Origin of the sequence: Pelomonas caseinilytica (genome assembly GCF_021353235.1) — a bacterium.
Taxonomy (GTDB): Bacteria; Pseudomonadota; Gammaproteobacteria; order Burkholderiales; family Burkholderiaceae_C; genus Pelomonas; species Pelomonas caseinilytica.
Window position 1 is genome coordinate 159,023 of record NZ_JAJTWT010000006.1, and the last position, 23,883, is coordinate 182,905.

The following is a 23,883-nucleotide window of genomic DNA, read 5'->3' on the forward strand; positions in this document are numbered from 1 at the left end:
CGTTGCGCTCGCATAGACTCCGCCCGTTTCGTGTAACCCCGCGCTCTGGCGGGGTTTGTGGTTTCTGGAGCTCCGTGATGGCGGCCTATCTCGTCCGACGCCTGTGGCAGATGATCCCGACCCTGCTCGGCGTCGTGCTGCTGGTGTTCTTCCTCTTCAAGTATTTCGGCAGTGACCCGGCCATCATCCTCGGCGGCCTCAACGCCCGTCCGGAGCAGATCGAGTCCATCCGCGAGCAGCTCGGCCTGAACAAGCCGGTCTGGGAGCAGCTGCTCATCTTCGTGAAGCAGATCGTCACCTTCGACTGGGGCAAGAGCTGGGCCACCAACGAGTCGGTCGGCCACCTGTTCGCCACGCGGCTGCCCGCCACGCTCACCGTCACCGTGCCCATCCTGGTGCTCGAGGTGCTGCTGGCCATCCCCTTCGCCATGGCCGTGGCGGCCGTGCGCGGCAGCCTCACCGACCGCGCCGTCATGGTGGTGTCCACCGTGGCGGTGTCCATCTCGCTGCTGGTCTACGTCATCCTGGCCCAGTACCTCTTCGCCTTCCGCCTGGGCTGGTTCCCGGTGCAGGGCTGGACGGCCAGCACCTGGACCAACCTCACCACCTACGCCCCGCTGCCGGTGCTGGTGGCCGTGGCGGTGTCCATGGCCCCGCAGATCCGCCTGTACCGCAGCTTCTTCCTCGACGAGATCGGCCACGACTACGTCCGCACCGCCCGCGCCAAGGGCCTGGCCGAAGGCACGGTGCTGCTCAAGCACGTGCTGCGCAACGCCATGATCCCCATCCTCACCAACGTGTCGGTGCTGCTGCCGGGCGTGCTGGTCGGCAGCTTCCTGCTGGAGGTCTTCTTCTCCATCCCGGGCCTGGGCCGTGAGCTGCTGCTGGCCGTCAACCGCGGCGACTACCCCGTCATCCAGGCCTTCGCCGTCTACCTGGCGGCGCTGACGATGACGGTCAACCTCGTCGTCGACATCCTCTACAAGTTCGTCGATCCGCGAGTCGTCCTCAAATGAGCGCCGTCCTGTCCTCTTCCTCCGGCGGCGTCTGGGCCGCGTCCTGGCGCCGGCTCAAGACCGACCGCGTCGGCATGGCCTGCATGGTCGTCGTCGGCCTCTTCCTCGTGCTGGTGCTGGCGGCGGCCACCAACCTCGTCGCGGCCGGCTGGCAGAAGGAGATCGGCGTGCCCAACGCGCCGCCGACCCTGCTCGGCCCGCAGCCGCCCGAGGACACCGGCGCCATCGCCGCGCCCAAGGGGCCCAACGTCGACCTGAGCGACATCGACCCGCTGGCGCCGCGCTACGCCGAGTGGGCCGAGCGTGCCAAGGCCTTCAAGACCGAGGAAGCCGTGCGGTCCCAGACGCTGCCGCTGGGTGGCGACCGCCTCGGCCGCGACGTGCTGGCCAAGGTCATCAAGGGCGCCGAGGTCTCCATCTTCGTGGGCCTGGCCGCGGCCCTGGCCGCGACGCTGATCGGCACGCTGCTCGGGGCCGTCTCGGGCTTTTTCGGCGGCAAGGTGGGCGACTTCCTCGAGTGGGTCTACAACGTCTTCACCGCCATCCCGAGCATCCTGCTGATCTTCGCGTTCGCGGCCATCTTCCACCGCGGCGTGGGCTCGGTCGTGGCCATCCTGGCGCTGACGGGCTGGACCGGCATCTACCGCCTCATCCGCGCGGAGTTCATCAAGCACCGCGGGCGCGAGTACGTGCGTTCGGCCGAGGCCATCGGCGCCTCCCAGGCCTCGCGCATGTTCAAGCACATCCTGCCCAACGTCTCGCACGTGGCCCTGGTGCAGCTGTCGCTGCACGTCGTGAGCTTCATCAAGAGCGAGGTCATCCTCAGCTACCTGGGCCTGGGCGTGGGCGTGGACCAGGTCTCCTGGGGCACCATGCTGGCCGAGGCGCAGAACGAGATGATCCTCGGCTACTGGTGGCAGCTCGGCGCCGTGACGGTGTTCATGGCCGTCTTCGTCACCGCCTTCGCGCTGTTCACCGACGCGCTGCGCGATGCGCTGGACCCCAAGCTTCGCGGTCTGGAGTAAAGCTTCATGTTGCTCAGCATCCAAGACCTCAAGGTCGCCTTCCGCATGGGCAAGGTCGGCGGCCAGGCGCAGCGCCAACTGGCCGTCAAGGGCGTCAGCTTCGACGTGCCCGAGAACAGCACCGTCGCCCTGGTCGGCGAGTCCGGCTCGGGCAAGAGCGTCACGGCCATGTCCATCCTCAACCTGCTGCCGAGCAATGCCGAGCGCGAGGGCCGCATCCTCTTCCAGGGCCGCGACCTGCTGCAGGCCGGCCAGCGCGAGCTGCAGGCCATCCGCGGCAAGGACATCGCCTGCGTCTTCCAGGACCCGATGAGCTCGCTCAATCCGGTCTTCACCGTGGCCACGCAGATCTGCGAGCCGCTGATGAAGCATCTGGGCATGAGCCGCCGCCAGGCGCTGGCGCGCGCCGAGGAGCTGCTCGCCGAGGTGGGCATTCCCGAGCCGCGGCGGCGGCTGCAGGCCTACCCGCACGAGATGTCGGGCGGGCAGCAGCAGCGCGTCATGATCGCCGTGGCCCTGGCCTGCGCGCCCAAGCTGCTCATCGCCGACGAGCCGACCACCGCCCTGGACGTGACCATCCAGCGCCAGGTGATGGAGCTGATGGCGCGGCTCAAGGAAAGCCACCGGATGAGCCTGCTCTTCATCTCCCACGACCTCGGCGTCGTCGGCGAGATCTCCGACCAGGTCGTCGTCATGCGCCACGGGCAGGTGCGCGAGAACGCGCCGGTCGAGCGCATCTTCAACGATCCGCAGGACGCCTACACCAAGGCCCTGCTCGCCTGCCGGCCGTCGCTCACCGAGAACCCGGCGCGGCTGATGGTCATCGACGACCACATCGCGGGCCGCGCCGCCTCCACCGACGTGAAGGCCAAGGACGCGAACGCCCCGGTCGTGCTGGAGGTGACCGGCCTGCGCAAGAGCTTCTGGCTCAAGCAGGGCCTGTTCGGCAAGCGCGAGTTCCAGGCCGTCAAGGGCGTGAGCTTCAAGCTGCGCAAGGGGCACACGCTGGGCGTCGTCGGCGAGTCCGGCTCCGGCAAGACGACGATGGGCCTGACCCTGCTGCGCCTGCACGAGCCCTCCGGGGGCCAGGTGCTGTTCGAGGGTCGTGACCTGCTGCGCATGAGCGGCGCCGACTGGCTGCACATGCGCCGCCGCATCCAGGTGGTCTTCCAGAACCCCTATGCCTCGCTGAACCCGCGCTTCACCATCGGCCAGACGCTGCGCGAGCCGATGGAGATCCACGGCATCGGCGCCGATGCCGCCGAGCGCCAGGCCCGCGCCGTGGCCCTGCTGGAGCGGGTGGGCCTGGACGAATCGGCCCTGGCCAAATACCCGCACGAGTTCAGCGGCGGCCAGCGCCAGCGCATCGCCATCGCGCGCTGCCTGACGCTGCAGCCCGAGGTGCTGGTGCTGGACGAGGCAGTCTCGGCGCTGGACGTGTCGGTGCAGGCCCAGGTGCTCAACCTGCTGAAGGACCTGCAGGACGAGTTCGGCCTGAGCTACATCTTCATCAGCCACGACCTCGCCGTCGTGAAGTTCATTTCGGACGAGGTCCTGGTGATGCAGAACGGCGACGTGGTCGAGCAGGCGCCCACGGCCGCGCTGATCGCCGCGCCGCGTGAGGAGTACACGCGCCGCCTGCTGGGTGCCGTGCCGCGGGGTTACCAGGGCCGGCCGGCCTGACCCGCCGGTCGGGCGGCGCGTGCAATTTCAACGGACTCGGCGCGGCGCCCCGGCAACCGGCATGCCGATCCGCGCTGAAATGGACGATTCGGGGCCACGAGCCCCGGCTCGTGCTTCAGTCGCCCCGATGTACCGATCTCCGGCCCCACGTTCCAGCCTGTGCGCGGCTTTGGCCGCGCTGGCGCTGCTGTCCGCCTGTTCGCCGGGCGAAGGCGGCGGGCCGGACGCTCCCCGCGCGCCGGCTGCCGCGGCATCGGCGTCCGTCGACGCAAGCCTGGCCCACGACCTCGACCGCATCGAGCGCGCCAGCCGCGCCAAGCCCGCCATCTACGAGCAGGAGCTGCGAGCGCGGGGCGAGGCCCTGCCGGCGGACAGCCCCGGCCGGCTCGACGTGCTGGCCCTGCGCGGCCTGCTGGCCGCCATCGCCCGCGACCGCGCCCTGACCGACCAGATCACCCAGGAGCTGCGCGCCTGGCCCGTGCCCGGGCAGCGCGCCGCCGCGGTGCTCGCGGCGGCCGGCGCGAACGCCGAGTTCCTGCGCCAGCATGGCGACCTGCGCGAGGCCCGCAAGCAGCTGGTCGCCATCGACGCCGCCCAGGTCGATGCCGCGCCGCCCATCTACCGCTGGCGCTACTACCGCCAGCTCGCGGCCATCAGCAGCGATGCCGGCGAGCTGGACGCGGCCCTCACCCAGGGCCACCGCGCGCTGCGCGTCGCCGAGGAGATCGGCCAGCCCTGGCGCGTGGCCCTGTCGCTGGTGGAGCAGGCCTTCACGACCCTGCGCGCCGACACGCCCGCGCGGGCGCGCCAACTGGTCGCCCAGGCCCTGGCCGAGGCCCAGAAGGACCCCGACCCCATGACGCTGAACCAGGTCCACACGATGCGCGGCATCGTGCATGCCGACGACAGCGACTCCAGCATCACCCTGCAGGCCAACTCCGACGCCCTGGAGCAGGCCGCCGCCGCGGGCGCCGATTCGGTGCGGGCGCTGGGCCTGGCCAATTTCGCCGACTACCACCTGCGCCAGGGCCACCCCGCCCGTGCGCTGGAGCTCGCGCAGCAGGCCCTGCCGCTGGCCCGCGCCACGCGCAACACCGGCGCCGAGGCCGTGGCCCGCTCCAACATCGGCCTGGCCAAGATCGCCCTCGGTCGCATCGCCGAAGGCCGTGCCGAAGCGCGCGCCGCCATCACGCTGGACGAGCAGCAGGGGGCCCTGTCCTATGCCTCCGACGGCTGGAAGGAACTGGCCGGCTACCTCGAGCGCGCCGGCGACCTGGCCGGGGCGGTCGCCGCCTACCAGGAGCACCGCCGCATGGTGGACCGCGTGCTGCGCGACGAGACGCGCAAGCTGCTGCTGGAAGCCCAGGAGCGCCAGGACGCCGAGCAGCGCGCCCGCGACATCGAGCTGCTCAACCGCGACAACGCCCTCAAGGCCGAGCAGGTCCACCAGCGCAACCTGGCGCTGACGCTGTGGACGGCCCTGGGCGGCTGCGTGGCCGTCTCGCTGGGCCTGCTCTACCAGGCCTTCCGCCGCGTGCGCCGCACCAACGAGGCCCTGGCCCACAGCAATGCCTCGCTCAAGCGCCAGAGCGAGACCGACCCGCTCACCGGCCTGGCCAACCGCCGGCACTTCCAGGCCGCCATCAAGTCGCTGTCGGGCCAGGACGGCCTCTCGGCCAGCGTCTTCCTCATCGATGTCGACCACTTCAAGCGCATCAACGACGGCTTCGGCCACGCCGCGGGCGACGCCGTGCTCGTCGAGATCGCGCGCCGGCTGCGCGAGGCGGTGCGCGACGACGACCTCATCGTGCGCTGGGGCGGGGAGGAGTTCCTCATCGTCGCGCGCACCCGCGAGGGCGTGTTCGCGCCCCAGCTCGCCCAGCGCCTGCTCGACCTCATCGGCGGCCGGCCCGTGCGCCACGAGGGCCGGGACATCCACGCCACCGCCTCCATCGGCTTCGTCAGCCTGCCCGTGCCGCCGAACGGCCTGCGCCTGTCGTGGGAGCGCGCCATCGACCTCGTCGACACCGTCATGTATCTCGCCAAGGCCCATGGCCGCAACAAGGCCTACGGGGTCGAGCGCATCGATGCCGAAGACGCCCTGGCCGCCGCCCAGCTGACGGCCCGCCTCGAGTCCGCCTGGAGCGAGGGTCGCGTCGGCCTGATGGCCCTCAGCGGCCCCCCTCCGTTGCCGGGGGCCGTGTCGGTGGCGGGCAGCGGCTTCCTGCCCTTCGATGACGGCCCGCGGCCGGTCGGCGCATGAGGAAGGCCGCCCTCGCCCTCGCCCTGGCGCTTGCCGCCACTGCCGTGCCGGCGGCGCCCGTCACGGGGCCCGACCCGGCGGCCGAGGACACCCTGCTGGCCAGCATCACGCGCCGCGCCTACGACGACCCCGAAGCCATGCTGGCCGAGCTCAACCGCCGCTGGCCCACCCACGCCGGCCCGGGCCAGCCGCGCGAGCCCGCCTGGCTGCTGGCGCGGGGCCGCGTGCTGCTGGCGGCCGGCCAGGCCGAGGCGGCCGATGCCGTGGCCGCGCGGCTGATGGGCCGCGAGGACGGCGTGGACCGCGGCTGGCTGCTGCGCGCCCTCATCCAGGAGCGTGCCGGCAAGCCGGCCGGCGGGCTGGCGACGCGTGCCCTCTCGGGCCTGGACAAGCATTGCCCCGCGGGTGACGAGGCGCGCGCCCTGCGCGAACTGGGCTGCGACTTCCGCAGCACCTGGGAAGCCCTGCGCCTGCTGCTGCGCGAGCAGACCGGCCAGGGCGTCGTCGTCGAGGCCGAGGCCACCGCGCGCCGCGCCCTGGCCCTGGCCCGCGCCGGCGAGGACCGCTACCTGATCGCCATGAGCCTGGGCAACCTGGCCCTGGTGCTGCAGGCCCAGGACCACGTCGACGCCGCGCGCGCCGAGCTGCGCGCCGCCGAGGTCGAGGCCCAGGGCCACCTGACGGCCGCGGGCCGGGTGCGCAATTTCCAGGCCGTGGTGGAGCGCCGCGCGGGCGATCTCGGCGCCGCGCGCAGCGCCCTGGAGGCGGCCCTGGTGCTCGCCGAGCAGGCCGACGCGCCTCACTTCGCCGCCGTCACGCGCTCCAACCTCGTCGACGCCTACATGCACCTCGGCCTGCCGAAGGAGGCCCTGGCCGCCGGCCAGAAGGCCCTGCCCGTGCTGCAGCGCTTCCGCGACAAGGCCTTCGAGCGCAACCTGCACCACAACCTGGCCGTCGCCCACATCAAGCTGCACCAGTTCGACGCCGCGCGCCAGGAGCTCGCCAAGGTCGGCGAGATCGGCGTGGACCCGTCGGAGCTGGTGCCGCGCGCCCGCCAGCTGCGCGAGCTCGGCGACACCTGGGCCGAGGCCGGCCAGTACAAAGAGGCCCTGGCCGCCTTCCACGACGAGCGCGGGCTCAACGCCCTGGCCAACGAGCGCAACCGCGCCAGCGCCCTGGAGGAGCTGCGCCGCAAGTACGACAGCGCCGCCAAGCAGCGCGACCTCGAGCTGCTGGCCCGCGACGGCCAGCTCAAGGACCAGCAGCTGGAGAACCAGCGGCTGGCGCAGAAGGTCGGCGTCGCCGTCGGCGTGTTGCTGTTGCTGTCCATCGCGCTGATCGGCGTTACGCTGCTGCGCATGCGCCGGGCCCAGGCACGGCTGACCGCCAACCAGAGCCTGCTGCGCGCCCAGAGCGAACGCGACCCGCTGACCGACTTGTCCAACCGCCGCCACTTCCTCGCCGTCATGGACCAGCGCACCCGCGAGGCGCCGGCCGATGCCTTCCATGGCGCGCTGATGATGATCGACATCGACCACTTCAAGAACGTCAACGACTGGCACGGCCATGCGGCGGGCGACGCCGTCATCGTCGAGGTCGGCCGGCGCATCCGCGCCGCCGTGCGCGACACCGACCTCGTCGTGCGCTGGGGGGGCGAGGAGTTCCTCGTCTTCGCCGCCGAGATGCAGGCCCACGACCTCGGCCAGATGGCCGACCGCATCCTGCGCAGCGTGGGCGGCGAGGACGTCGAGACGCCCGAGGGCCCGCTGCGCGTGACCGCCTCCATCGGCTTCGCCAGCTTCCCCCTCGGCGGCGCCGCCGCCACCGGCGCGCCGGCCCTGCGCCTGCACTGGGAGCAGGCCGTCAACTGGGCCGACATGGTGCTCTACAAGGCCAAGGCCGAGGGCCGCAATCGCGGCGTCGGCATCACCGCCGTCGAGGCCCCCGACGCCGACACCCTGGCCTCCATCCTGCAGGACTTCGATGCCGCCTGTCTCAACGGCCAGGTGCGTCTCACTGTCCTGCTCGGTCCGTCATGACGCAGGCCCTGCCGCGGCGCCGCGGCCTGTTGCTGTGGCTGGCCGCCTCGGCCGCCTCGGCGCAGCCAGACCGGCCCGAGCGGCCCGACGCCTGGCCCAACCGGCCGTTGCGCATCGTCGTGCCTTACGCGGCCGGCGGCTCGGCCGACATCGCCGCGCGGCTGCTCGCGCCCGAACTGCAGCGCGGCCTCGGCCAGCCCGTGGCCGTCGACAACCGGCCCGGCGCCGACGGCAACATCGGCAGCGCCGAGGTCGCCAGCGCCACCGACGGCCACACGCTGCTGATGGGTTCGGTCGGCACGCATGCCATCAACCCGCTGCTGTCGCGCCGCCTGCCCTACGACCCCGTCAAGGACTTCGCCCCCATCAGCCTGATCGCGACGGCACCGCTGGTGCTGCTCATCAACCCCGGCGTTGCCCAGAGCCTCGCCATCCGCAACGTGGCCGACCTCGTCCACGCCGCGACCACCCAGCCCGGACGGCTGCACATCGCCTCGGGCGGCAACGGCCATCCGTCGCATCTGGCCGGCGAACTCTTCAAGCGCCTGACCCAGACCTACATGCTGCACTTCCCCTACCGCAGCACGGTGTCGGCCCAGCAGGACGTCATCGCCGGCAACATGGACCTGATGTTCGACGCCCTGCCTTCGGCCCTGCCGCAGATCCGTTCGGGCCGGCTGCTGGCGCTGGCCGTCACCACGGCCAGGCGCAGCCCCAGCCTGCCCGAGCTGCCCACGCTGGAGGAAGCCGGCGGGCCGGCGCTCAAGGGCTACGAAGCCAGCGCCTGGGTCGGGCTCTTCGCGCCGGCCACCCAGCCGGCCGAGCAGGTGGCCCGGCTGCAGCGCGACGCCGTCGCGGCGCTGGCGGGGCCGGGCCTGCGCGAACGGCTGGGCGCGCGCGGCCTGCTGGTGCAGGGCAGCGGTGGCGCCGAGTTCGCCAAGCTCATCGCCGGCGAGACGGCCAAGTGGGCGCGGGTCGTCAAGCTGTCCGGGGTCAAGGTCGACAGATAGAGTGGGGGGAGGGTGCCCCTCGCCCAGGCGCACGGCGCTGGACGCATCGCCAGGCGGCCCGGCCTAGCGCGGCCCGCCGCTCGGCCGGAACGCTGATGACTGATGGAGACCATGATGAAGTTCAACCGCCGACAAGCGGCTGCCCTGGCCGGCAGCCTCGCTCTGCCCGCCCTGGCCCAGGCCGGCTGGCCGTCGCGGCCCGTGCGCCTCGTCGTGCCCTTCACGCCGGGCGGCACGACCGACCTGCTGGCCCGCGCCATGGCGCCCGAGCTGCAGCAGCGCCTGGGCCAGGCGGTCGTCGTCGACAACAAGCCCGGTGCCGGCGGCAACATCGGCAGCGCCGAGGTGGCCAAGGCCACGGACGGCCACACGCTGCTGATGGGCACCGTCGGCACCCACGCCATCAATGCGGCGCTCTACCCCAGGCTGCCCTACGACCCGGTGAAGGACTTCGCGCCCGTCACGCTGGTGGCCTCGGTGCCCAACGTGCTGGTGCTCAACCCCGCCAATGCCGCGCGTTATGGCATCCGCAGCGTCGCCGACCTCGTTCGCGTCGCCCGCGCCAACCCCGGCAAGCTCAACATGGCCTCCAGCGGCAACGGCACGTCCATCCACCTCGCCGGCGAATTGTTCAAGGCCATGACGGGCAGCTACATGCTGCACTTCCCCTACCGCGGCTCGGGCCCGGCGCTGATGGACCTGATGGCCGGCAACATGGACCTGATGTTCGACAACCTGCCTTCGGCCCTGCCCCACATCAAGGCCGGCAAGCTGTTGGCCCTGGCCGTGACCAGCGCGCAGCGCAGCCCGGCCGTGCCCGAGCTGCCCACCATCGCCGAAGCCGGCGGCGCGCCGCTCAAGGGCTTCGAGGCCAGCTCGTGGTTCGGGCTGCTGGCCCCGGCGGGCCAGCCGCACGACCAGGTGGCGAGACTGCAGCGCGAGGCCGCCGCGGCCCTGGCCACGCCGGCCCTGCGCGAGCGGCTGGCGGGGCAGGGGGCCGTCGCCGGCGGCGGCAGCTCGGCCGAGTTCGCCGCCCTGATCGCCGCCGAGACGGCCAAGTGGGCGCGGGTCGTCAAGGTCTCCGGGGCCAAGGTGGATTGATGGGGCCCTCGCCCGAACTTGCATCGCTGGACGGGAGTCCATCGCCATACCGGGCCGGCCGGGATGAAACCCCGCATTCGTTTCACGCGTCGCCGATGCCGCGAACGCGGAATGGACAACTGACATGAAGTCCACCTGGCGCGCCGACCTGATGGCCGGCGCCATCGTCGCCGTGTTGCTGATCCCGCAGAGCCTGGCCTACGCCATGCTCGCCGGCCTGCCGCCGCAGGTGGGGCTGTACGCCAGCCTGCTGCCGCTGCTGGCCTACGCGGCCCTGGGCTCCAGCCCGGTGCTCGGTCTCGGCCCCGTCGCGGTGCTGGCGCTGATGATCGCGCAGGCCCTGGCCGGGCTGCCGGCAGGCGTGTCGGCCGAGGCTGGCGCCCTGGTGCTGGCGGCCGAGGTCGGCGCCCTGCTGGGCCTGGCGGCCCTGCTGCGGCTGGACGCCCTGTCCAGCCTGCTGTCGGTGCCGGCCCTGCGGGGCTTCGAGAACGGCGCCACCTTGATGATCGCCGCCGGCCAGCTGCCCGTGCTGCTGGGCAGCGCCGCCGCCGGCTTCACGCTGCCCGACCTCGCCACGTCGGCCGTGCATGGCGGCCTGCGGCCGGTGAGCGCCGTGTGGGGCGGCGGCGCCGTGGCCCTGCTGCTCCTGTCGCGCCGGGCCGGCCCGCGGCTGCTGGCGCGGCTGGCGCCGCTGCTGCTGCTGGTGGGGGCCATGGGCTTGTCGGCCTTCACGCCGGCCGCTTCCGGCGTGGCCCAGGTCGGGGCGCTGCCGTCCCTGGCCCTGCCCCTGGCCCTGCCGTCGCTGGACAAGCCCCTGTGGCTGCAGCTGCTGCCCTCGGCCGCCCTGGTGGGGCTGATGGCCTTCGTGTCCAGCCTGGCGGTGTCGGAATCCCTCGCCCAGCGGCGGGGCGAGAAGCTGCTGCCCGCGGCCGAACTGCGCGGCCTGGCGGCGGCCAACCTGGTCGCCTCGTTCACCGGCGGCATGCCGGTGGCGGGCAGCTTCTCGCGCAGCATCCTGCTGCACGAGGCCGGCTCGCGCAGCCGCTGGAGCCTGGTCTTCGTCGCCGTCTTCATGCTGCTGGCCATGCTGCTGCTGGCCCGGCCCCTGGCCTATCTGCCCAAGCCGGTGCTGGCGGCGACCATCCTCGTGGCGGTGCTCGGCGGCTTCACGCTGCGCCACTACCGCGAGGCCTGGGCCTATGCGCGCGCCGAGGGCCTGCTGATGGCAGCCGTCACGGCGGCGGTGCTGCTGTGGAGCGTGGGCGCGGCCCTGGCCCTGGGCGTCGTCGGCTCCATCGCCCTGCTGCTGCAGCGCACGGCCCGCCCCCACGTCGCCCGCATCGGCCGGGTGCCGGGCACCCATCATTACCGCAACGTCGAGCGCCATGTCGTCGAGTGCCGGCCCGAGGTGGTGGGGCTGCGCATCGACGAAAGCCTGGTGTTCACCAACGCCCGCGGCCTGGTGGACGTGGTGCTGGCCCTGGTGGCCGAGCATCGCGCCAAGGTGGGCGAGCCGCGCCGCGTGCTGCTGCTGATGGGCCCGGTCAACCACATCGACGTCTCCGGCCTCGTGGCCCTGCAGGAGCTGCACGCGGCCCTGGCCGCCGAGGACTTGGGCCTGGAATTCTCCGAAGTCAAGGGCCCGGTGCTGGACCGGCTCAAGGCCGTCGGCTGGCTGGAGCGTTACCACGTGCCGCTCTACCTCAGCCATCACCAAGGCATCCAGGCCGGCGAACATGCCCTGAGGCCCAGCCTGGCCGACCACGACGCGCCGGGGCAGCTGTAGCGCGGTTCTGCTACCGTCTCGGGCCCATCTGGTCCCCCGGACGCCATGAACGACAAAGAGACACTGCTCGGCATCCGCCGCGGCATCGAAAAGGAAAGCCTGCGTGCCCTGCCCGGGGGCGGCCTTGCGCTGACCCCGCATCCCCTGGCCCTGGGCTCGGCGTTGACGCACCCCCACATCACGACCGACTACAGCGAGTCGCAGCTGGAGCTCATCACCGGCGTGCATGCCGGCGTTGACGACTGCCTGCGCGAGCTGACCGAGATCCACCAGGCCGTCTACCGGGCGCTTGCCGACGAACGGCTGTGGGTGAGTTCCATGCCCTGCGGCTTGCCGACCGACGAGACCATTCCCATCGGCCGCTACGGCAGCAGCAACGTCGGCCGCGCCAAGAGCGTCTACCGCGTGGGCCTGGGCCAGCGCTACGGCCGGCGCATGCAGACCATCTCCGGCATCCACTACAACTGGTCGCTGCCGGGGGTGGGCACCGACGGCTATTTCGGCCTGATCCGCAACTTCCGCCGCCACGGCTGGCTGCTGCTCTACCTGTTCGGCGCCAGCCCGGCGCTGTGCGACAGCTTCGTCCACGACCGCGACCACGGCCTGCAGCGGCTGTCCGAGCACACCCTCTACCTGCCGCACGCCACGTCGCTGCGCATGGGACGGCTGGGCTACCAGAGCGACGCCCAGGCCAGCATCGCCGTCAGCTACAACTGCCTGGAGAGCTATGCTGCCTCGCTGCAGGACGCGCTCACCCGGCCCTACCCGGCCTACGAGGCCATCGGCGTGCAGACGCCCGGCGGCGACTACCAACAGCTGTCCACCAGCCTGCTGCAGATCGAGAACGAGTTCTACAGCACCATCCGCGCCAAGCGCGTGATCCGCTCGGGCGAGCGCCCGCTGCATGCGCTGCGCGAGCGCGGCGTCGAGTACGTCGAGGTGCGGCTGATGGACCTCGACCCCTTCGAGCCGGTCGGCATCGGCGCCGACACCATCCGCGTGCTGGACGCCTTCCTGCTGCACTGCCTGCACGCCGACAGCCCGCACGATTCGCCCGCCGAGATCGCCGCCAACGCGCGCAACCAGCACCGCGTCGCCGCGCGTGGCCGCGAGCCCGGCCTGATGCTGGAGCATTGGCAGGGTGGCGAGCGGTCGCTGGCCGACTGGGCCGGCGAGATCCTCGCGGCCTGCGCCGTGCATGCCCGGGCCCTGGACGCGGCCCACGGCGGCAATGCCTACGGCGCCGCGCTGGCCCGCGTGGCGCAGCGGCTCGCCCAGCCGGACCTGTGCCCTTCGGCCCGCGTGCTTGCGGTCATGGCCCAGGACTTCGACGACAGCCACGTCGCCTTCATCAGCCGCCAGAGCGATGCCACGCGTGCCGGGCTGCTGGCCCTGCCTTTCCCTGACGAGCTGCAGCGCCGCTTCGAGAAGATGGCGGCCGACTCGCTGGCCGAGCAGGCCCGCATCGAGGCGGCCGACACCATGGACTTCGAGGAGTTCCGGCGCTTCTACGTCGCGCCCGAGCGGATGGCGGTCTGAACGCCGCGCCGGGCCGCGGGGCTAGACGTTGGCCCCTTCGTCCAGCTCGCTGTAGAGCGAGTCGCTGAAGCGCAGCCCCGTGGCCGACCCGCGGTGGTCGCGGGCCCAGCGGCTCAGTTCCTCGGCCGGCATGGGGCGCGCGAACAGGAAACCCTGGAGCTTGTCGCAGCGCTTGCCCCGCAGCACGGCGGCCTGGCCTTCCGTCTCCACGCCCTCGGCCACCACCTGCAGGCTCAAGGCATGGGCGAGTTCGATGACGGCCTTGACGATGGCGCGCGCATCGGCGCTGGTCTCCAGGTCCTGGACGAAGCTGCGGTCGATCTTCAACTGCGACACCGGCAGGCGGCGCAGGTAGGCCAGGCTGGAATAGCCGGTGCCGAAGTCGTCGATGGACAGGGCCAGGCCGAGGGTGGCCAGGCGCTGCAGGGCGCGTTGGGTGGCGCTGGCGTCGTCCATCGCGACGGACTCGGTGATCTCGCAGGTCAGCTGCCCGGGCGCGATGGCATGGCGTGCCAGGGCCTCCTCGAAACGCCGCACCAGGGCATCGGGCTGACGCAGCTGTTGCACGGACAGGTTGATGGCCACGCGCATCTGCAGGCCCTCGTCGCGCCAGGCGGCGAGCTGGCGGCAGGCCTCGGCGATGACCCAGTCGCCCAGCGGCACGATGAGGCCGAAGCGCTCCGCCACCGGGATGAAGACGCCCGGGCCGACGGCGCCGCGCTGCGGATGCTGCCAGCGCAGCAGGGCCTCGACGCCGGTGATGTCGCCCTCCTCGGTGGCCACCTTGGGCTGGTAGTGCAGGGCGAGGGTGCCGCCGCCCGGCTCGCCGGCGAGGGCGGCGCGCAGGTCGCGGGCCAGCTCGACCTGCTCGCGCACGCCGGCCTGCATGTGGGCCTCGAAGAAGGCGAAGCCGTTGCCGCCGGCACGCTTGGCGGACCGGGCCGCCGAGTCGGCCTGGGCGATCAGGGCCTCGCCCGGTCCCTCGCCGCCGTAGAAGGCGATGCCCACCGAAGCCGACAGGCGCAGCGGCTGGCTGCCGGCGCCCGGCACGCCGGCCATGGGCGCGGCCAGGGCGTCGAGCAGGCGCTGGGCCACCTGGGCCAGCGTCGTCTCGCCGACCTCGCCTTCGAGCATGAGGGCGAACTCGTCCGCGCCGAGCCGCGCCAGCGTGTCGTGGCCGCGGGCCAGGCCCTGCAGCCGCCGCGCCACTTCGCGCAGCACGTGGTCGCCGGCGCTCAGCCCGAAGCTGTCGTTGATGGGTTTGAAGCCGTCGAGATTGACCGTCAGCAGAGCCAGGCGCACGCCCTCGCGCCGGCCGCGGGCGACGGCGTGCTGCAGCCGGTCGTCGAGCAGCTGGCGGTTGGCCAGGCCGGTCAGCGGGTCGCGCAGGGCCTGCTCGTGCAGCTCCGTCGTGGCGGCCTGCAGGGACTGCTGCAGCCGGCTGGTGCGGCGCTGGCTGCGGGCGTCCAGGGCCGAGGTGAAGAGCGTCAGCAGCAGCAGCGCGAAGGTGGCGGCCGCGACCAGGCTGCCGAGGTTGTCGCCACCGAGCGAGCCGGCGCTGAGGCAGACCGAGGCCGCGTCGATGCCGGCGGCGGCCATGCCGGTGTAGTGCATGCCGGCCACGGCCGCGCCCATCACCAGCGCCGCCAGGCCCTGGCCCCAGCGCGCCCAGTCGTGCGGCAGCCGCCGCAGCCAGAAGAAGATGCCGAGCGCCGCTGCGGATGCGCCCGTGGCCACGCCGGCCGAGGCGGCCACCAACGCCCAGTTCCAGCGGATGCCTGGAGCCAGCACGAGGGCGGCCATGCCGGTGTAGTGCATGGCGCAGATGCCCGCGCCCATGCTCAGGGCGCCGATCGCCAGCCGCCGCGGCGTGAGCCGGTCCTCGGCGGCGACACGCAGCGCGATGGCGGACACCGCCACCGCGGCGAGCCAGCTCAGCAGGGTGACCGCGGCGTCGTAGCCGACGGCGAAGGGCAGCCTGAGCGCGAGCATGCCGACGAAGCGCATGGCCCAGATGCCCGTGCCCAGGGACAGCGAACCGGCGAGCCACCAGCCGCGCGCCACCGCCGCGTCGGGCGCGCGCACGCGCTGGGCCAGGTCCAGCGCGACGAAGGACGCGAAGGCGGCGGTGAGGTAGGACAGCACGACGACCGCGGGGTCGAAGCGCAACGCGAGGTCGGCGGGCATGGCCGGCAGTATGAAAGCGCTGTCCCGGAAGCCGCGCCGCCAGCGCAGCCGCCGCGTGAAGGGATGACGCGTACCGCCAAAAAAAGACCCGGTCAGCGGACTGCCGGGTCATGAAGCCCTCAAGCGAGGGCGTCGTTGGGAAGCCGCACTTTAGGGGCGAGGCGTCGGCAGAGGTGGGCAATATTCACCCACGCGCCGCCTGCCCATAATCCCGCCCATGCCCGCACCCACCTCCGCGCCACGCGCCGAAGCCTTCACCGAAGCCGACCTGGAGCGCCTGCAAGCCCTGCTGGACGCCTTGCCGGCGCCGCTGGAGCCGTTGGATGTCAGCATGCTGGATGGTTATCTGTGCGGCGTGCTGCTGCAGCCCGAGCCGGTGCCGCTGGCCGCCTGGCTGCCCCCGCTGCTGGACAGCGAGGGCGGGCATCCCGTGCCGTCCCGGGTCGACGACGAGTTGCTGGCCCTGCTGCGCCGCCGCCACAAGGAGCTCAACGTCGCCATCGCCGCCCGCCAGTGGTTCGACCCCTGGGTCTTCGAGCTGGACGACGAGGCCGGGCCGAGCGAGACGGTGCTGCCCTGGGTGGCCGGTTTCGCCCACGCGCTGGACGCCCACCCGGCGTTGATGCGCCTGCCCGAGGAGCCGCTGCTGGAGCCGCTGGCCGCGATCTACATGCACCTGGACCCCGACGACCTCGAGGATGCCGATGCGCTGCTGGAGGAGATCGAATCCCTGGAGCCGCCGGCGGATCTGGAGGAGGCCGTGGAGGGCCTGGTCAGCGCGGTGCTGATGATCGCGGACGTGTCGCGGCCCTTGAAGCCTAGGCAAACAGCCGCCGGGCGTGCAGGCCCAGGCCGGTCGCGACCGAAGCAAAGCGGTCGCCGCTGACGCGAGCGGCCCGCGGGAAGCCCGCGGCCATGCCGTCCACCAGCAGGCGCAGGCCGGTCGAGCCGCCGGTGAAGTACAGGGCGTCGATGTCGTCGGCCCGCAGCCCGGCGAGGGCCACGGTCTCGTGGGCCGTCGAGATGATGCGGTCGAGGTCGGCGCGCAGGGCGTCCACGGCCAGGCGCTCGCTCAGCGGCAGCACCAGGCCCGGCTCGACGTGGCCGAGGTCGACGGTGGTGTCGGCGCCGCCGGAGATGGCGATCTTGGCGCCCTCGGCGCGCGCGGCCAGCTCGTGGCCGAGGCGCTCTTCCAGCACCGTCATCAGCCGCGCATGGTGGCGCACGTCGCCGAACCAGCTCTTCATGCCGCGCCACTCGGCCACGCGCAGCGGGGCGTAGCAGGTGTTGATGAGGTGCCAGGTGGCGAGGTCGAAGTAGATGCCGCTGGGCACCTCGCGTCCGCTCGGACCGGTCGCGCGGTAGCCGAATTCGGGCAGCAGGCCGGCCAGCTCGATGTGGCGGTCGAAGTCGGTGCCGGCGATGTGGACGCCGTGGCTGGCAAGGATGTCGTCCCGGCGCTCCAGCCGAGACATGCGCTCGGGGCCGACGCGCACGATGGAGAAGTCGCTGGTGCCGCCGCCGATGTCGGCCACCAGCACGAGCTGTTCGTGGCGGGCTTGCCGCTCGAAGTCGAAGGCAGCGGCGATCGGCTCGTACTGGAAGTGCACCTCGGCGAAGCCGACGGCGCGCGCGCAGGCCTCGAGCTGGGCCTGGGCCGCGGCATCGCGCTCGGGCTCGCCGTCGACGAAGAAGACGGGCCGGCCCAGCACCGCGCGGCCCGGCTCGCCGGCCAGGCGGCGCAGCCGCTTGAGGTAGCCGGACACGATGTCGGCGTACTTGGCGCCGCGGCCGCCGCCGACGTCGGTGGTCTGCTCGATGAGGCTGGAGCCGAGGATGCTCTTCATCGAGCGCATCAGCCGGCCATCGTGGCCTTCGACGTAGGCCGCCACGGCGGCGCGGCCGAAGGCGCGCGGCGGGCCGTCGGCGTCGTGCCGGCCTTCGGCGAAGTAGAAGACCGCCGTGGGCATGGTGCGCTGGCCGGGTTCCAGCTCGACGAGCTGCATCGCCCCGGCGGCATCGGGCACGGCCACGGCCGAGTTGGACGTGCCGAAGTCGATGGCGCAGAAGGCGGGGCGGGTGCTCATGACATCTTGCCGGCCCTGGGGCCAGTCCTGACAAGGGGGGCGGATTCTAGGAACACAATCGCGCGCCAGTTTCCCGGAGAACCGATGAAGACGCGCCATTTCGCCCCGGTCCTGCTTGCCGCCGCCCTTGCCGGCTGCGGCCAACGCTCGGAGCAGGACCTGCTTGCCGCCGCGCAGAAGCGCATGGACCAGAAGGACACGGCCGGCGCCGTCATCGAGCTGAAGAACCTGCTGCAGCAGAACGGCTACAACGCCCAGGCCCGCTTCCTGCTCGGCAAGGCCTTGCTCGACAGCGGCGACCTGGCCGGCGCAGAGATCGAGCTGCGCCGGGCCTCGGAGCTGGGCACCCCGCCGGACGAGCTGGTGCCGCTGCTGGCCCAGACGCTGCTGAGCTCGGGCCAGTCGCGCAAGCTCATCAGCGAGTTCGGCGAGCAGAAGCTGGCCAATCCCCAGGCCATGGCCGCGCTGCAGCGCCAGCTCGCGCTGGCCTATCTGGCCCAGGGTCATCTCGACCAGGCCAAGGAGGCGTCGGCGCAGTCCCTGCAGTTGGCGCCGGACAGCGAGGAGGCCGTCGTCGCGGGCGCCCGCGTCAAGCTGGCCTCCGGCGCCGCGGACGAGGCCCTGGCCGCACTCGACGGGCTGCTGCAGCGCGCGCCCAAGTCCGCCAAGGCCTTGCTGCTCAAGGCCGAGGTGTTGCTGTCGCGCGGCAAGCCGGCAGACGCCGAGCCGCTGCTGCAGCAGGTGCTGGCGCTGGACACCGCCAACCTCGACGCCCGTTCGCTGCTGGTCCGCCTGGCCTTCGGCCGCCAGCAGGTGGAGGCGGCCGCCAAGCTCGTGGAAGACATGCCGCCGGCCGTCGCCAAGAAGCCGCAGGGCCGTTTCCTGCAGGCTCAGGTCGCGCTGGCCAAGGGCGATGCCGCCAAGGCGCGCGAGCTGGCCCAGCCGCTGCTCAAGGCGATGCCCAACTACCTGCCGCTGCTGCGCCTGGCCTCGGGCGCCCACCAGCAGCTCGGCGAGCTGGCCGATGCCGAGAACCTGCTCAACCAGGCCCTCAAGCTGGCGCCCGAGGACACCTCGCTGCGCCGCCAGTTCGCCGGCCTGCAGCTGCAGCGCCGCGAGCCGGCCAAGGCGCTGGAGACCCTGCGCCCGGTGGTGGAAGGCGGCAAGGCCGATGCCGAGACCCTGCTTCTGGCCGGCAAGGCCCAGCTCATGCAGGGCAATTTCGAGGCGGCCGACCAGGCCTTCGGCGGCGCGGCCAAGCTGCGGCCCGACGACGCCAAGACCCAGGCTGCCCTGGCCCTGGCGGCCATCGTGCGCGACAGCGCCACGCCGGGCGGCGGCGGCCGGGCCAAGGCCGATGCCGCCATCGTCCAGCTGCGCGAACTGGCCGCCAAGGACGTCGGCAGCAACTACGACCTGATGCTCGTCAACACGCTGATGCGCCGGCAGGACCTGCCGGCGGCGCTGGCGGCCATCGACAAGCTCGAGCCCAAGATGAAGGGCAGCCCGGTGCCGGACGCGCTGCGCGGGCGCATCCAGCTGGTGCGCAAGGACACGGCGGCCGCCCAGGCGGCCTTCGAGACCGCGCTGAAGGCCGACGCCGGCTACCTGCCGGCCGTCCTCGGCCTCGTGGCCATCGACATGCAGGCCGGCCGCGGCGATGCCGCCGTCAAGCGGCTGGAGAACTTCGTCGCCACCCAGAAGGCCGTTCCCCAGGCCCGCCTGGCCCTGGCCGACCTGCTGGTGCAGACCAAGGCGCCCGTCGAGCGCATCACCGAGGTGCTGAGCAATGCCGTGCGCGAGGAGCCGACCGAGGCGTCGCTGCGGCTGGCGCTGGTCGACCACTACCTGCGCCTGGGCGACGCGGTGAAGGCTGGCCAGGCAGCGCAGGAGGCCTCGGCGGCGCTGCCGCTGAATGCCGACCTGCTCGAGCGGCTGGCCCGCATCCAGCTGGCCACGGGCGACAAGGCGCAGTCCGCCAAGACCTACACCCGGTTGACGGCGTTGGCGCCGTCGCGTGCCCAGGGCTGGCTGGGCCTGGCCCAGCTGCGCTTCGTGGAGCAGGACTACGCCGGCGCCGAGCGCGAGGTCAAGCGCGCGCTGGAGGCCGAGCCCGGTTCGGTGGCCGCGCAGCGGCTGCTGATCACGCTGGCCGTGCGCCAGGGCCGCGTGGACGAAGCCCTGGCCACGCTGCACGAGCGCCAGAAGAAATCCCCGCAGGAGGCCTACGCCTTCATCGCCGAGGCCGACATCGAGCTCGGCCGCCAGCACATGGATGCCGGCATCGCCGCCCTGCGCAAGGCCATCCAGCTGCGCGACCCGGGCGACGCGCCGGCGCGCCTGTTCGCCGCCCTGCTGGCGGCCAAGAAGCGCGACGAGGCCCTGTCCTTCGAGGCGCAGTGGCAGGCGGCTCATCCGCAGGACGCCAACTTCGCCGCGACCGTGGCCGACGTGACGCTGGCCCGCGGCGACGTGGAAGGCGCGCTGGCCCGCTACGAAGTGCTGCTCAAGCGCAGCCCCGACGCCATCCCCCTCATCAACAACGTCGCCTGGCTGCGCAGCAAGACCGGCAAGCCCGGCGCGCGCGAGCTGGCCGAGCGCGGCCTGAAGCTCAAGCCCGACGACGGCGCCCTGCGCGACACCTACGCCACCGTGCTGGCCAACGAGAAGCAGTTCGACAAGGCATTGAGCGTGCAGCGCCAGCTCATCGCCGACCAGCCCGACCAGCCCAGCTACAAGTTCAACCTGGCGCAGATCCTCATCCAGTCCGGCGACAAGGCGGCCGCCAGGACGGAGCTGGAAGGCCTGTCCCGCCTGGGCAAGAAGTTCCCGCAGCAGAAGGACGTGGACGCCCTGCTGAAGACGCTCTGATCAGCAGCCGTAGAAGCCGAAGGCCATGTCGGGGCGGCGCCCGGCGATGAGTTCCGCCATGGCTCGGCCCGAGCCGGCGCCATGCGTCCAGCCCAGCGTGCCGTGGCCGGCGTTGAGCCACAGGTTGCGGGCGCGGGTGCTGCGGCCGATGTAGGGGATGTTGGTCGGCGTGCTCGGCCGCAGGCCCGTCCAGTAGTTCGGTTCGGTCGTGTCGGCCACGCCGGGGAAGAGCTCCTCGTAGCGCCGCACCAGGGCCGCGCAGCGCACCTGGGCGGTCGGGGTGTCGAGCGAGGTGTCGAAGCCCGACAGCTCGGCCGTGCCGGCGATGCGGACGTGGTCGCCCAGGCGCGAGATGGCGATCTTGCGGCTGTCGTCCAGCAGGCTGACGACGCTGGCGGCCTCGGGCCGCTTGAGCCGCAGCGTGGCCGAGTAGCCCTTGGCGGGATAGATGTTCAGCGATTCGCCCAGCGGCCTCACGAGGGCCGGCGTGTAGGAGCCCATGGCAGCGACGAAGGCGTCGGCCTTCAGGGACTTGCGCTCGCCGCTGCGCACGTCGGCCAGCTGCACCGCCTCGATGCCATCGCCCGAGCGCTGCAGGCCGAGGATGTCGTGCTCGTAGAGGAACTGCGCGCCGCGCGCCGCGCAGAGCTGGGCCAGCTTCTGCGTGAAGACGCGGGCGTCGCCGCTCTCGTCGCTGGGCGTGAAGGTGCCGCCGGCGATGCGCGAGCCGAAGGCGGCCAGCGCCGGTTCCACCTTGAGCACCTCCTCGCGGCTCAGCACCCGGCGGTCCACGCCGTGGCGGCGCATGATCTCGGCGCCCGAGGCGCCGGCATCGAAATCGGCCTGGCTGGAGAAGAAGTGCAGGATGCCGCGCTCCAGGCGGTCGTACTCGATGCCGGTGCGCGCGACCAGCTCCTTCAGCGAGGCGTGCGAGTAGCGGCCGAGCTGCACCAGCTGCTCCACATTGCGCTCGAACGCGGCGTTCGTGCACTGCATCAGGAAGGCCAGGCCCCAGCGCCACTGGTTGGGGTCCAGGCGCGGGCGGAAGAGCAGCGGCGAGTCGTCGCGCAGCAGCCACTTGGCCACCTTGAAGGGCGCATCGGCATTGGCCCAGGGCTCGCAGAAACTGACCGAGATCTGTGCGCCGTTGGCGAAGCTGGTCTCCAGCGCGGCGTCCGCCTGGCGGTCGATCACGATGACCTCGTGGCCTTCGTCGAGCAGATACCAGGCGGTGGCGATGCCGATGATGCCGGCGCCGAGGACGACGATCTTCATGGAGGTTCTCAGAGGGGTTGAAGCAGGAGTTGCAGGCCCAGGGTCGCCATCAGCAGCGCGACCCCGGTGTCGATGATCTGCCAGGTGCGGGCATGGCGCAGCCGCGGCGCCGCCGCCGCCGCGCCGAAGCCCAGCAGGCCGAACCACATCACCGACGCGAGGCCGGCGCCGATCGCGAATGCCGCGCGCAGCTGGGGCGGCTGGCGAGCCCCCAGGCCGCCGAGCAGCACGACGGTGTCCAGGTAGACGTGGGGGTTGAGGTAGGTGAAGGCGAAGGCGGCCGACAAGGTGGCGCCGAGGGTGGCGGGGTGGCTGCCCGCCTGCAGTCCGGCCGAGGGCCGCCAGGCCCGCCGCGCGGCCAGCACGGCATAGGCCAGCAGGAAGGCTGCGCCGCCGAAGCGGAAGACCTGGAGCAGCATCGGGCTTGCCTGGATCAGGGTGCCGAGCCCGAAGACGCCCAGGGCGATCAGCAGCCAGTCCGACAGCGTGCACACGGCGACGACGGCGCCCACGTGCTCGCGCCGCAGGCCCTGGCGCAGCACCAGGGCGTTCTGCGCGCCGATGGCCAGGATCAGGCCCGCACCCATGGCCCAGCCTTGGGCGAACACGGCGGTCGCGGCAGGGGAGGCCAGGGCGGAGGCAGGCATCGGGCGATTCTCCGCAGGGCGAGCCGTTTCAAGAAGGGCCATTCATATTCTTCGCCATACATTAGCGGTGCTTATGAACGAATACGACCCCGCTGCGCTCGACTGCCTCGCCGCCCTGGCCGACGAGCAGGGCTTCGAGCGCGCCGCGCAGCGGCTGTCCATCACCCAGAGCGCCGTTTCCCAGCGGCTGCGGGCGCTGGAAACCCAGGTCGGCCAGCCGCTGGTGGTGCGCTCCCGTCCCTTGCGCCTGACGGAGGCGGGCAAGGTGCTGCTGCGCTTCGCCCGCCAGCTGCAGGCGCTGCGGGTGGACGTGGCGCGGGAGCTGGGCGAGAGGGTGTCGCCGCAGTCGCGGCTGGCCATCGCCGTCAACGCCGACAGCCTGGCGACCTGGGTGCTGCCGGCGCTGGACGGTCTCGTGCAACAGGGACTGCGCGAGGGCTACGGGCTGGAGCTGGTGGTGGACGACCAGGACTTCACCCACGACAGCCTGCGCCAGGGCGCGGTGCTGGGTTGCGTCTCGACGGTGGCGGAGGCCCTGCAGGGGTGCCGTGTGCAGGCGCTGGGCGTGATGCGCTATGTGGCCGTGGCCAGCCCGGGCTTCCAGGCGGCTTATCTGCGGGAGGGACTGCATGCCGGCAATTTCGCCGATACGCCCTTCCTCGTCTTCAACCGCAAGGACGACAGCCAGGTGCAGTGGGTGTCACAGGCCTTCGGGGTGCGCGCGCCGCGCTTGCGCGAGCGCTTCGTGCCGTCGAGCGAAGCCTATGTGCGCGCCGCCGTGATGGGCTGGGGTGTGGGTGTGGCGCCGGAGATCCAGCTGCGGCCTTTCGTGGAGGCGGGACAGCTCGTCGTGCTCAGGCCGGAGGTGGGGGTGGACGTGGCGCTCTACTGGCACCAGTGGCAACTGCAGGGGCGCGGGGCGCTGCTCGACCAGATCGGCCAGGCCCTGGCCGAAGGTGCGCGGCGGGCGCTCGGCTGATCAGCGGGCGACGGGGGCGGCCGGGGCGGACGCGGCGGCGTCGGGAGCGCTGACTTGGGCCAGCATCAGCGAAGCGGCGCCGTGGTCGCCGGTCTGCACGGCCTGGGCCATCCACAGCGTGCCCGCCACGACGAGGCCGATCAGGCCATTGGCGATCCATTTCAGTACTGCTGAGGTCATGCGGGAAAGCCCGGGGGGGTCAGGGAGGGCGCAGCTTAAGCTCAACCGGACCGATTTGGATCAATAGACCTGGGGGGATGGCTCTGGATTTGCAATCGCACAACGCTCCCGCGCTGATGCGAATCAGCCACAAACCCCGATGCCTACTGGGGAAACGGCCCACCCTGGATGTGTGGTAATGCCAGCCGGGGCAAT

At 72.3% G+C, this 23,883-nt stretch carries 17 protein-coding genes; 12 read left to right on the plus strand and 5 right to left on the minus strand.

Annotated elements, in window-relative coordinates; all coding sequences use genetic code 11:
• The first annotated feature begins 77 nt into the window (after positions 1–77).
• The 9 genes from LXT12_RS15645 to gshA all read left to right on the plus strand — a co-directional run bounded on the left by LXT12_RS15645 (position 78) and on the right by gshA (position 13,462).
• Positions 78–1,016 carry an ABC transporter permease gene (locus LXT12_RS15645; protein ID WP_233393128.1) on the plus strand — a complete coding sequence of 313 codons (939 nt, stop codon included), beginning with the start codon at positions 78–80 and terminating at the stop codon, positions 1,014–1,016.
• Positions 1,013–2,041 (plus strand): ABC transporter permease, encoded by a 1,029-nt coding sequence (locus LXT12_RS15650; RefSeq protein WP_233393129.1) that lies wholly within the window; start codon positions 1,013–1,015, stop codon positions 2,039–2,041. Before LXT12_RS15645 ends, LXT12_RS15650 begins: the two co-directional genes overlap by 4 nt.
• A 6-nt stretch (positions 2,042–2,047) precedes the next feature.
• Positions 2,048–3,724 carry an ABC transporter ATP-binding protein gene (locus LXT12_RS15655; protein WP_233393130.1) on the plus strand — a complete coding sequence of 559 codons (1,677 nt, stop codon included), beginning with the start codon at positions 2,048–2,050 and terminating at the stop codon, positions 3,722–3,724.
• Between the two features lie 127 nt (positions 3,725–3,851).
• Positions 3,852–5,987 carry a GGDEF domain-containing protein gene (locus LXT12_RS15660; RefSeq protein ID WP_233393131.1) on the plus strand — a complete coding sequence of 712 codons (2,136 nt, stop codon included), beginning with the start codon at positions 3,852–3,854 and terminating at the stop codon, positions 5,985–5,987.
• Positions 5,984–8,026 carry a GGDEF domain-containing protein gene (locus LXT12_RS15665; protein WP_233393132.1) on the plus strand — a complete coding sequence of 681 codons (2,043 nt, stop codon included), beginning with the start codon at positions 5,984–5,986 and terminating at the stop codon, positions 8,024–8,026. Before LXT12_RS15660 ends, LXT12_RS15665 begins: the two co-directional genes overlap by 4 nt.
• A complete protein-coding gene (locus tag LXT12_RS15670) occupies positions 8,023–9,036 on the plus strand; it encodes a tripartite tricarboxylate transporter substrate binding protein (protein ID WP_233393133.1) in 1,014 nt (337 codons plus the stop codon). The genes LXT12_RS15665 and LXT12_RS15670 overlap by 4 nt, the downstream gene beginning before the upstream one ends.
• Before the next feature lie 114 nt (positions 9,037–9,150).
• Positions 9,151–10,137, plus strand: coding sequence for a tripartite tricarboxylate transporter substrate binding protein (locus tag LXT12_RS15675; RefSeq protein WP_233393134.1), 987 nt, complete (start codon positions 9,151–9,153; stop codon positions 10,135–10,137).
• Between the two features lie 124 nt (positions 10,138–10,261).
• Positions 10,262–11,923 carry a SulP family inorganic anion transporter gene (locus LXT12_RS15680; protein ID WP_233393135.1) on the plus strand — a complete coding sequence of 554 codons (1,662 nt, stop codon included), beginning with the start codon at positions 10,262–10,264 and terminating at the stop codon, positions 11,921–11,923.
• A 45-nt stretch (positions 11,924–11,968) separates the two neighbouring features.
• Positions 11,969–13,462, plus strand: a complete 1,494-nt coding sequence (gene gshA, locus LXT12_RS15685; RefSeq protein WP_233393136.1) for a glutamate--cysteine ligase — start codon at positions 11,969–11,971, stop codon at positions 13,460–13,462.
• Positions 13,463–13,483: 21 nt separating this feature from the next.
• Here the strand turns inward: gshA and LXT12_RS15690 are convergent, their stop codons facing one another.
• A complete protein-coding gene (locus LXT12_RS15690) occupies positions 13,484–15,649 on the minus strand; it encodes a putative bifunctional diguanylate cyclase/phosphodiesterase (protein ID WP_233393137.1) in 2,166 nt (721 codons plus the stop codon).
• Between the two features lie 217 nt (positions 15,650–15,866).
• Here LXT12_RS15690 and LXT12_RS15695 point away from each other — a divergent pair, with 217 nt between their 5' ends.
• The gene (locus LXT12_RS15695; protein ID WP_233393138.1) at positions 15,867–16,535 is read left to right on the plus strand and encodes a YecA/YgfB family protein; all 669 of its coding nucleotides are present in this window, start codon (positions 15,867–15,869) and stop codon (positions 16,533–16,535) included.
• Here LXT12_RS15695 and LXT12_RS15700 read toward each other — a convergent pair.
• Positions 16,468–17,736 carry an Hsp70 family protein gene (locus LXT12_RS15700; RefSeq protein ID WP_233393139.1) on the minus strand — a complete coding sequence of 423 codons (1,269 nt, stop codon included), beginning with the start codon at positions 17,734–17,736 and terminating at the stop codon, positions 16,468–16,470. The two genes, LXT12_RS15695 and LXT12_RS15700, sit on opposite strands and share 68 nt — an antisense overlap.
• 84 nt (positions 17,737–17,820) lie before the next feature.
• Between LXT12_RS15700 and prsT the strand changes: the two genes are divergently transcribed.
• Entirely contained in the window at positions 17,821–20,607 is a 2,787-nt protein-coding gene (gene prsT, locus LXT12_RS15705; protein WP_233393140.1) for an XrtA/PEP-CTERM system TPR-repeat protein PrsT, read from the plus strand.
• Here the strand turns inward: prsT and LXT12_RS15710 are convergent, their stop codons facing one another.
• Positions 20,608–21,882 carry a D-amino acid dehydrogenase gene (locus tag LXT12_RS15710; protein WP_233393141.1) on the minus strand — a complete coding sequence of 425 codons (1,275 nt, stop codon included), beginning with the start codon at positions 21,880–21,882 and terminating at the stop codon, positions 20,608–20,610.
• Positions 21,883–21,890: 8 nt separating this feature from the next.
• Positions 21,891–22,529 (minus strand): LysE/ArgO family amino acid transporter, encoded by a 639-nt coding sequence (locus tag LXT12_RS15715; protein ID WP_233393142.1) that lies wholly within the window; start codon positions 22,527–22,529, stop codon positions 21,891–21,893.
• A gap of 73 nt (positions 22,530–22,602) precedes the next feature.
• On the opposite strand from LXT12_RS15715, the gene LXT12_RS15720 reads away from it, so the two are divergent.
• Positions 22,603–23,508 carry a LysR family transcriptional regulator ArgP gene (locus LXT12_RS15720; protein WP_233393143.1) on the plus strand — a complete coding sequence of 302 codons (906 nt, stop codon included), beginning with the start codon at positions 22,603–22,605 and terminating at the stop codon, positions 23,506–23,508.
• Here LXT12_RS15720 and LXT12_RS15725 read toward each other — a convergent pair whose 3' ends face one another.
• A complete protein-coding gene (locus LXT12_RS15725; RefSeq protein ID WP_233393144.1) occupies positions 23,509–23,688 on the minus strand; it encodes a hypothetical protein in 180 nt (59 codons plus the stop codon). It abuts the gene before it with no gap.
• Between the last annotated feature and the right edge of the window lie 195 nt (positions 23,689–23,883).

Coding starts and splice junctions, on each gene's coding strand:
- LXT12_RS15645 (WP_233393128.1), top strand. CDS start 78: ATGGCGGCCTATCTCGTCCGACGCCTGTGGCAGATGATCCCGACCCTG.
- LXT12_RS15650 (WP_233393129.1), top strand. CDS start 1,013: ATGAGCGCCGTCCTGTCCTCTTCCTCCGGCGGCGTCTGGGCCGCGTCC.
- LXT12_RS15655 (WP_233393130.1), top strand. CDS start 2,048: ATGTTGCTCAGCATCCAAGACCTCAAGGTCGCCTTCCGCATGGGCAAG.
- LXT12_RS15660 (WP_233393131.1), top strand. CDS start 3,852: ATGTACCGATCTCCGGCCCCACGTTCCAGCCTGTGCGCGGCTTTGGCC.
- LXT12_RS15665 (WP_233393132.1), top strand. CDS start 5,984: ATGAGGAAGGCCGCCCTCGCCCTCGCCCTGGCGCTTGCCGCCACTGCC.
- LXT12_RS15670 (WP_233393133.1), top strand. CDS start 8,023: ATGACGCAGGCCCTGCCGCGGCGCCGCGGCCTGTTGCTGTGGCTGGCC.
- LXT12_RS15675 (WP_233393134.1), top strand. CDS start 9,151: ATGAAGTTCAACCGCCGACAAGCGGCTGCCCTGGCCGGCAGCCTCGCT.
- LXT12_RS15680 (WP_233393135.1), top strand. CDS start 10,262: ATGAAGTCCACCTGGCGCGCCGACCTGATGGCCGGCGCCATCGTCGCC.
- gshA (WP_233393136.1), top strand. CDS start 11,969: ATGAACGACAAAGAGACACTGCTCGGCATCCGCCGCGGCATCGAAAAG.
- LXT12_RS15690 (WP_233393137.1), bottom strand. CDS start 15,649: ATGCCCGCCGACCTCGCGTTGCGCTTCGACCCCGCGGTCGTCGTGCTG.
- LXT12_RS15695 (WP_233393138.1), top strand. CDS start 15,867: ATGCCCGCACCCACCTCCGCGCCACGCGCCGAAGCCTTCACCGAAGCC.
- LXT12_RS15700 (WP_233393139.1), bottom strand. CDS start 17,736: ATGAGCACCCGCCCCGCCTTCTGCGCCATCGACTTCGGCACGTCCAAC.
- prsT (WP_233393140.1), top strand. CDS start 17,821: ATGAAGACGCGCCATTTCGCCCCGGTCCTGCTTGCCGCCGCCCTTGCC.
- LXT12_RS15710 (WP_233393141.1), bottom strand. CDS start 21,882: ATGAAGATCGTCGTCCTCGGCGCCGGCATCATCGGCATCGCCACCGCC.
- LXT12_RS15715 (WP_233393142.1), bottom strand. CDS start 22,529: ATGCCTGCCTCCGCCCTGGCCTCCCCTGCCGCGACCGCCGTGTTCGCC.
- LXT12_RS15720 (WP_233393143.1), top strand. CDS start 22,603: ATGAACGAATACGACCCCGCTGCGCTCGACTGCCTCGCCGCCCTGGCC.
- LXT12_RS15725 (WP_233393144.1), bottom strand. CDS start 23,688: ATGACCTCAGCAGTACTGAAATGGATCGCCAATGGCCTGATCGGCCTC.